Origin of the sequence: Microbacterium sp. UBA3394 (assembly GCF_002358725.1) — a bacterium.
Classification (GTDB): domain Bacteria; phylum Actinomycetota; class Actinomycetes; order Actinomycetales; family Microbacteriaceae; genus Microbacterium; species Microbacterium luteum.
The window spans coordinates 11,018-11,307 of record NZ_DEPK01000281.1; the positions used below are offsets into that span (position 1 = coordinate 11,018).

General features: G+C 70.3%; 1 pseudogene. It reads left to right on the top strand.

The annotated features are described in order from the left end of the window. Positions 1-290: pseudogene (locus tag B4E30_RS16310) on the top strand (transketolase); the annotation flags it as partial.

Sequence of the window (290 nt, forward strand, 5' to 3'; positions counted from 1 at the left end):
AACGGCATCGTGCTGCACGGCCCCACCCGCGCGTTCGGCGGCACGTTCCTGATCTTCAGCGACTACATGCGCCCCGCAGTGCGTCTGGCCGCGCTGATGAACATCCCCTCGATCTTCGTCTGGACCCACGACTCCGTCGCCCTCGGAGAAGACGGCCCCACCCACCAGCCGATCGAGCAGCTCACCGCGCTGCGCGCCATCCCGAACCTCGCCGTGCTCCGCCCCGCCGATGCGAACGAGACCGCCGTGATCTGGCACGAGATGCTCCGCCGCCACGCCGGCCCCTCCGG